We start from the raw sequence: 7,185 nt of genomic DNA, 5'->3' as shown, positions 1-7,185 counted from the left end.
AGAAAGTGGCTTGAAATGGTGTCCACCAAAAATAGGTGCACACCATGCCGCTATCTGGAAGAAGCGGGGAGATGGGTTCGGCGGACGGTTACGATTCTCTTTCTTTCCGATGTCGTGGAAGAGCTGGACGCCGCGCAGCTGGCGGGCATGCGCACCTGCGGCCTGGTACGCGAGGGTGGCGAGCTGACTGGTCATCCTGCGGTCGCCAGCTTCGACGCGATTGATCCGCGCCGTTACCGAGCTGATCGCATACTGAACCCTCAAACCAGCTAGGCATCCTAATTACGAACTCACCGTAATTTGGAGTCTTGTCATGACCGATGCCTTCGGCGGTATTTTTGGCCTGCTTATCCTGGCACTGGATATCTGGGCAATCATCAGTGTGGTGCGTAGCGACAGCAGCACTGGCAAAAAGGCTCTCTGGGTATTGCTGATCGTTATCCTGCCGGTGTTGGGCCTGATCATTTGGGGCATCATGGGGCCGCGTGGCAATCGGCCAGATGAGCGCAACCTAAGGCCCTAATGCGTGGAAGCCTGGAGCACACTGCTAGCCTTGATCGTGCTGGTGGCCGATATTGTGGCCATCGTGCAAATCTGGCGAAGTCGGATCGAGGTCGGTCGCAAAACCATCTGGAGCCTTGTCGTCGTGCTGTTACCGGTCGTCGGGCTAATCATGTGGTTGGTTGCCGCTGGACATTTCGCCAAGGTCAGGTTGTGAATTGCGCATAGCGATTCTGGTCGCGTTGCTGCTGTCAACGGGCAGCGCCTGGGCTGGTGAACAGGCGGCTTGGGCGGCGATGCGTGAGGGGCGCGCTGTATTGCTTATGCGTCACGCTTCGGCGCCCGGAACAGGCGATCCGCCGGGCTTCGTGCTGGAGGACTGCGCAACTCAGCGCAATCTTGACGAAGCCGGACGGTTGCAGGCACAGCGATGGGGCGCTTTGCTCCGCAAGAAGGGTATTGATGAACCGAGGCTGCTCAGCAGTCGCTGGTGCCGGGCCTTGGAAACGGCGGAGCTGCTGGGGCTTGCTGCGGTAGAACCTTTGCCAATTCTGGACTCGTTCTTCGTCCAGCCCGACAGGAAAAGCCAGCAGACCGAAGCTTTGCGAGAATTCCTCAGCACATTGCCAGCGACACCACCCGTCGTGCTCATCAGTCATCAAGTCAACATCACTGCACTAACTGGAATATTTCCACGGTCCGGAGAGGCTTTGATCTTGGCGTTGCCCCTCAAGGACCGGCCGCAGGTGCTGACGAGAATTCCTCCGCCTTAGCCTGCAATGAGGAGATCCCGTAGTTATTCCAGATGTACACGGCAGCGTAGGCTCGCCAAGGGCGCCACGTGTGCGATCGGGCACGTAACTCCCGCGGAGTGAGGCCGTTGCGGCCCCATAACGGAGCCTTCAGCAGCCCTAGGTCGGCGGCTGGAAAGGCATCTGCCTCGCCGAATCCTCGTAACGCTATGTACTCGGCAGTCCATGGGCCAATGCCAGGAAGCTCGCAAAGACGGCTGACCAGTGCGTCCGAACCATCATCGGCATGCAACTCAAGCGCGCCGTTAGCTACAGCGGCGGACAACCGTTGCAGTGCTGCTACCCGCTTGCCGGGCATGCCAATGTTGTCCAGTGCCGCGCTGGCTAGAGTTTCTGGGCGGGGAAACAGCTTGGTTAAGCTATCCGTTCTGCTTGCGGACAGGCAAAGACATGGTTCGCCAAGCCGTTCGACCAGCCGCTGCGTAATGGTTACCGCCGCCTTCACGCTGACCTGCTGGCCTACGATCGCCCGCACGGCTTGCTCGAACGGATCGAAGGCGCTCGGCAAGCGCAGCCCTGGAGTGGCAGCGACTAGAGGTCCGATGTGAGGGTCTGCAGCAAAATGCCGAGCTATGACTGTCGGATCGGTGTCGAGGTCGAACATCTTCCTAACACGCATCACCAACGCCACGGTGTGTTCGGCTAGTGAATCGCTGAGGGTCAGTTCAAGAGCGGGCTGTGTGGCGAGCGGCTGCACACTGAGCCATCCGACATCGTCCCCGACACGCACGGTACGGGAGTAGCGCTCAGGCTCCAGCGCCTCGAGGCCAGGTAGCAATCGCAGCGCAAAATGCTGGTGAAACTGAGGCCAGTTCCATGGGGCAACGTAAGGAAGGCGGATTACGATCATCGGTAGACGATAGCCAGCGCTGATGGCGTTGTCTTCACCAAACGGGCTTTGGGAGCGGATGGTTCCTCCTGTCATAAGACCAAAGTAGAATGCTGCTCTTTGTCAGCTGGACAGCCTTCGGGCCTGTCTGTTAAGCCATCCATCAGGGAGACACCCATGAGTGACTATCAGGAAACTCTCTACGAGGGCTACGGCCAGCGCTTCAGGATCGACAAGATGCTGCATGAGGTGCACACCGAGCATCAGCACCTAGTCATATTCGAGAATGCCCGCATGGGTCGCGTGATGGCACTTGACGGGGTTATTCAGACCACCGAGGCAGATGAATTCATCTACCACGAAATGCTCACGCATGTCCCGATTCTGGCTCATGGCCTGGCGCGGCGAGTCCTGATCATCGGGGGCGGTGACGGTGGCATGCTGCGTGAAGTGAGCAAGCACCGCGATGTCGAGAGCATCACCCTGGTCGAAATCGACCGCACCGTGATCGAGACATGCAAGGAGTTTCTACCGGAGCATTCGAAGGGGGCTTTCGCCGATCCGCGGCTGAACCTGGTGATCGACGACGGCATGCGTTTCGTGGCAACCACTGACGAGAAGTTCGACGTGATCATCTCCGACTCGACCGATCCCATTGGGCCGGGCGAGGCTCTGTTCTCGGAAAACTTCTATCAGGCGTGCCGTCGCTGCCTTAACGATGGCGGCATTCTGGTCGCGCAGAACGGCACACCCTTCATGCAACTGGCTGAAGTCCAGACCACTGCCAAGCGGATGACCGGCTTGTTTCCCGACTGGCATTTCTACCAGGCGGCTGTCCCTACCTATATCGGTGGGGCCATGACATTCGCTTGGGGTGCATGTGATTCCGACAGCCGCAAGCTGACGTTGGAAACTTTGTGTCAGCGTTTCGCTGGTAGCGGAATCGTGACTCGCTATTACAACCCGCACATTCATATCGGCGCGTTCGCGCTGCCTCAGTACGTGTTGCAGGCGATCAGCAAGCCCAGCAACGGCTAGTTCGATCCGCGCGCTGCGACGCGTTGCAGCGCGCGGATCGGTCTAGTCAATCCCGTCGTGATCGCTTCGTTTCACCGTCCCCGTTGCGGACGCGGTTTATACGTCGTATGTTCCAAGGGCAGCTGCATGCACTGAAATGTTCAGAGCATCGGCTGCTGCCGTGTGTCTGGCTGAGGTTACGGTCACAGGCGTCCGATCGGTGATCGGTCGAACTCCGAGGCGTCGCTGAGGCCTATTGGATACACCGCACGGTTTCTCTTATCCGATAACCAGGCAACTTGCGGCCCGCATCCGCAACGAGGTAGAGAAAGGCTTTTCCATTCCTGAAATCGTCATCCATGAGTGAGAGGAGGTTGTTTTATGAGTGCCACCTTCCATGAGGATGTAAGCAGCAACGTACTTCTTAGGATGAAGGAGGGCGGTTTCGACTTTGCCCGCGTCCATCCGATCGAGTTCTACGCTGTGTTTCCCGATCGTGAACGTGCCTGCGCGGCCGCCAGCAACTTCCGCGGTGAATGCGTCAATACCCAGATAGCGCCCCGCGACGATGGGGCCTGGGACCTGCAGGTCAGCAAAGTGATGTATGCCACCTTCGATGGTATCGGTGACTTCGAGCAGGATCTGGAGGACCTGGTCGAGCCGCTGGGCGGTGTGCTCGATGGTTGGGGCGTTACCCAGGAACTTTCTGGCTGCGCTGTCTGATTGCCATTGCTTTCAAGCAAAGACGAGTCCGCTTTGCAGTGCCTGGTCCCAGGGTGGGATCGGGCCAAAGCGGCTCTTTAAAAACTCCAGCAGCAAACGGCTCCGAGAATCCGCTTCCCGTGTCAGGCGCAACGCATAGATCCCGCTAGGTTCTGGTTCCGGCAGGCCGCGCTCACAGAACAAGGGCAGCAGATCGCCCCGCAGTAGCTGGTCGCTGATCAGCCAGGTCGGTAGGTGGGCGACGCCCAGTCCCGCCAGAGTGGCGGTCAGCAAGGCTTCCGCATTATTCGCGACCATCCGCAGCCGCTTTGGCTTCAACAGCTTTCGTTTGCCCTCATGTTCGAATCGCCATGCATGGGGTGGAGCCAGAGCATCCCAGTCCACCCCATCATGCTCCGGCAGTTCTGCGACTGTTTGCGGTACGCCTCGGCGTTTCAGGTAGGCAGGGCTGGCGCACGCGATGCGCATCATCGGGGCTAGCGGCGTTGCGACGAGGCGCGTATCGGCCAGCGGGCCGATACGTAGCACCAGATCGACATCACCGAGATGCTCGCCTTGCATATCGATAAAGCTGTCGATCAGGCGCAGCTGAATATCGACCCCCGGGTAGGCCAAAAGAAACTCAGCCAATGCTGGCGCTAAGTGTCTGCGTCCGAAGGGTGCGGGCGCATCGATACGGATACGGCCTTCCGGTGCGCTTTGTAGCGAAGTCATCTCGGCTCGTGCGAGTTGGAGTTCCTGAACGATCCGTCTGGCACGCTCGGCAAATGCCTGGCCGGCAGCTGTGGGCTTGACTGCATGGCTGCTGCGGCTGACCAGCTGGCAACCCAGCGAACGCTCCAAAGCGTCTATGCGTCGTGCAACGGATGAGGGTGCGAGTGCACGCAGGCGACCCGCCGCCGAGAAGCTGCCGGTATCGATCACATCGATAAAAAGCTTGAACTGATCGGTAAGCGCGTTGGTGTCCATGGTTCGCTTTGCTATGCGGGATACGCAAAGCCATTGTGCATGCTTGTGCATATCCCTACCAGAGACCGCTTAGTAGCATTGCAGCTTTCGCTGGAGGCGTTATGGACCTGGTCGGATTCGTGTTGAATGTGGTGCTGGGTTTGGCGCTGGGAACGCTGGGTGGCCTGTTTGGTATCGGCGGTGGGCTGATCGCGATTCCGGTATTGGGTGTGATGTTCGATCTGGACCAGCAGGTCGCTCAGGGCACAGCCCTGGTCATGGTTGTGCCCAATGTGCTGCTCGCGATCTGGCGTTACCACCAGCGCAATCGCATCGACCTGCGCCACGCGGCAGCATTAGGCATCGCCAGCTTCTGCTTCGCCATCGCCGGTGCAGCAGTTGCGGTATCGCTCGACGCTGGGCGCATGCGTATCGCCTTTGTCGGTTTCCTCGTCGCTTTGGCTGTCTACACTTTGTCGCGGGTGTTCTTCCGGCCACCGTCCGGTGGGACCGAGTTGCGCCATCCTTGGCCGTGGTTAGGCGTGCTGGGTGCTGGCGCGGGTGCGCTGGGCGGTTTGTTTGGCGTGGGTGGCGCAGTGCTTGCCACGCCGGTGCTCACAGCAGTATTCGGTACATCGCAGGTCGTGGCGCAGGGCCTATCGTTGTCACTGGCGGCACCAAGCACCGCTGTTACGCTGGTCACTTATGCCACACATGACCAGGTGAACTGGATGCTTGGTTTGCCGCTTGCCATAGGAGGGCTATTGAGCATCAGCCTCGGCGTGAAGTTGGCGCATGCGCTACCGGAGCGGCTATTGCGCCTTATGTTCAGCGGGTTTCTGCTGTTGAGTGCCGTCCTGCTGGCCTTCGAAGTCTGAACAGCCCGCACCGAGCCAGCCCTAGACTGCGACTGGTCTCGCTCGGCGTATTTCACGTCGTGCACTGCGCACCAGTCGTATAGTCAGCAGGATCGCGGCGCAGCTCAGACCCGCAATCAAGCCCTGCCAGAGCCCTGCCGGCCCGCTGGGTTCACCGAATCTGTCAGTCAGGCCGAGCACATAGCCTACCGGCAGGCCGATCCCCCAGTAGGCGAAAAGCGTGAATATCATCGTCATGCGCGTGTCTTGGTAGCCGCGCAGCGCGCCTGCCGCCGTCACTTGCACCACGTCCGAAAACTGAAACAGTGCAGCGTAGAAGAACAGGCTGGCGGCCACTGCAATCACAGCCGGATCCGGTGTGTAGATACGTGCGATCTGCTCGCTGAACAACAGCATGCTACCCGCCGAAAAGCAGGCATAGACCAGGCTCGATATGACGCCCAAGCCAGCAACGAAGCGTGCATCCCGTGGTGCGCCTCGTCCCAGCGCCTGACCGATGCGGATGGTAATGGCCATGCCCAGCGAAAGCGGAATCATGAAAATCAGTGACGTAAAATTGAGTGCGATCTGGTGTCCGGCGACCACGGTCGCCCCGAGGCCGCCGATCAACAGAGCGATGACCGAAAAGATGCTGGCTTCGGCAAACACCGCAACCCCGATCGGAACGCCCACCGAAAGCAGGCGGCTCAGCACCGACCATTTCGGCCAATCGAAATGGGTAAACAGCTGGCTTGGTTGGTAGTAATCAGCGCGGCGTACCCAGAACAGCATTGCCAGTAGCATGAAAGCCATGACCAGCGCGGTAGCCCAGCCACAGCCGACCCCGCCCATGGCTGGCAGGCCCAACTTGCCGTAGATGAAAATGTAATTCAGCGGAATGTTCAGCATCAGCGCGAGAATGCCCACCACCATGCTGGGCCGCGTGTGGCCGAGCCCATCGCTGTAACAACGCAGCACTTGATACAGCGCCACCGCGGGAAAGCCGCAGGCAACCGCTCGTAAATAGGCCATTGTCGGGTCGATCAGTGCCGGTTCTACTTCCATCAGATGCAGCACCGGCTCGGCGTTCCACATCAGCAGGGCGAATAGCGAGCCTACACCGAGTCCCATCCACAAGGCCTGGCGCACCAGCGGTCCAATTCGTTCGTGTTGGTCACGGCCGAAGTGTTGAGCAACATTGGGCGTGGTCGCCAGGATGACGCCCGTTACGAGAAGAAAAACCGGCACCCAGATGGAATTCCCTAGCGCCACCGCTGCGAGGTCTGCCGGGCTGACGCGGCCGGCCATCAGGGTGTCGACAAAGCCCATGGCGGTGTTCGCCAGTTGAGCAATCATCATAGGCAGGGCGAGGGCGAAGAGGGTGCGCAGTTCAACGCGAACCCGTCTGAGTCTCAGCTCAGTGGGCATTGCAGATTATCCGGATTGTATACAGAAGCCGCCTAGTCTACGCCGCGAGTCGCATGCACGGGAAGGCGGC

General features: G+C 59.5%; 9 protein-coding genes and 1 pseudogene. 7 read left to right on the top strand and 3 right to left on the bottom strand.

The genetic code is table 11. The features are described from left to right. The 4 genes and pseudogenes from ACIGHL_RS22040 to ACIGHL_RS22025 form a co-directional block, all read left to right on the top strand. Positions 1–273: pseudogene (locus ACIGHL_RS22040) on the top strand (hypothetical protein); the annotation flags it as partial. A gap of 40 nt (positions 274–313) precedes the next feature. Beyond that, positions 314–523 (top strand): PLD nuclease N-terminal domain-containing protein, encoded by a 210-nt coding sequence (locus ACIGHL_RS22035; RefSeq protein WP_045427813.1) that lies wholly within the window; start codon positions 314–316, stop codon positions 521–523. Between the two features lie 3 nt (positions 524–526). Then, the gene (locus ACIGHL_RS22030; RefSeq protein ID WP_128121120.1) at positions 527–718 is read left to right on the top strand and encodes a PLDc N-terminal domain-containing protein; all 192 of its coding nucleotides are present in this window, start codon (positions 527–529) and stop codon (positions 716–718) included. Then, positions 684–1,274, top strand: coding sequence for a histidine phosphatase family protein (locus ACIGHL_RS22025; RefSeq protein WP_413818133.1), 591 nt, complete (start codon positions 684–686; stop codon positions 1,272–1,274). The genes ACIGHL_RS22030 and ACIGHL_RS22025 overlap by 35 nt, the downstream gene beginning before the upstream one ends. Here the strand turns inward: ACIGHL_RS22025 and ACIGHL_RS22020 are convergent. Further along, positions 1,231–2,163 (bottom strand): DNA-3-methyladenine glycosylase family protein, encoded by a 933-nt coding sequence (locus tag ACIGHL_RS22020; RefSeq protein ID WP_241509221.1) that lies wholly within the window; start codon positions 2,161–2,163, stop codon positions 1,231–1,233. The two genes, ACIGHL_RS22025 and ACIGHL_RS22020, sit on opposite strands and share 44 nt — an antisense overlap. A gap of 156 nt (positions 2,164–2,319) precedes the next feature. Here ACIGHL_RS22020 and speE point away from each other — a divergent pair, with 156 nt between their 5' ends. Further along, positions 2,320–3,180 carry a polyamine aminopropyltransferase gene (gene speE, locus ACIGHL_RS22015; RefSeq protein ID WP_128121122.1) on the top strand — a complete coding sequence of 287 codons (861 nt, stop codon included), beginning with the start codon at positions 2,320–2,322 and terminating at the stop codon, positions 3,178–3,180. A gap of 360 nt (positions 3,181–3,540) precedes the next feature. Further along, complete coding sequence (locus ACIGHL_RS22010; protein ID WP_045427804.1) at positions 3,541–3,882, top strand: ribonuclease E inhibitor RraB; 342 nt, start codon at positions 3,541–3,543, stop codon at positions 3,880–3,882. Between the two features lie 12 nt (positions 3,883–3,894). Here ACIGHL_RS22010 and ACIGHL_RS22005 read toward each other — a convergent pair whose 3' ends face one another. Further along, positions 3,895–4,851 (bottom strand): LysR family transcriptional regulator, encoded by a 957-nt coding sequence (locus ACIGHL_RS22005; protein ID WP_128121123.1) that lies wholly within the window; start codon positions 4,849–4,851, stop codon positions 3,895–3,897. Positions 4,852–4,952: 101 nt separating this feature from the next. On the opposite strand from ACIGHL_RS22005, the gene ACIGHL_RS22000 reads away from it, so the two are divergent. Further along, positions 4,953–5,708, top strand: coding sequence for a sulfite exporter TauE/SafE family protein (locus ACIGHL_RS22000; protein WP_128121124.1), 756 nt, complete (start codon positions 4,953–4,955; stop codon positions 5,706–5,708). A gap of 21 nt (positions 5,709–5,729) precedes the next feature. On the opposite strand, the gene ACIGHL_RS21995 is transcribed toward ACIGHL_RS22000, so the two are convergent. After that, entirely contained in the window at positions 5,730–7,115 is a 1,386-nt protein-coding gene (locus ACIGHL_RS21995) for an MATE family efflux transporter (RefSeq protein WP_128121125.1), read from the bottom strand. Positions 7,116–7,185: the final 70 nt, after the last annotated feature.

Source organism: Pseudomonas sp. NPDC077451, assembly GCF_044543345.1.
GTDB lineage: Bacteria > Pseudomonadota > Gammaproteobacteria > Pseudomonadales > Pseudomonadaceae > Stutzerimonas.
The sequence above is the reverse complement of the archived record's forward strand: the minus strand, read 5'-3'. Positions and strand labels throughout refer to the sequence as shown.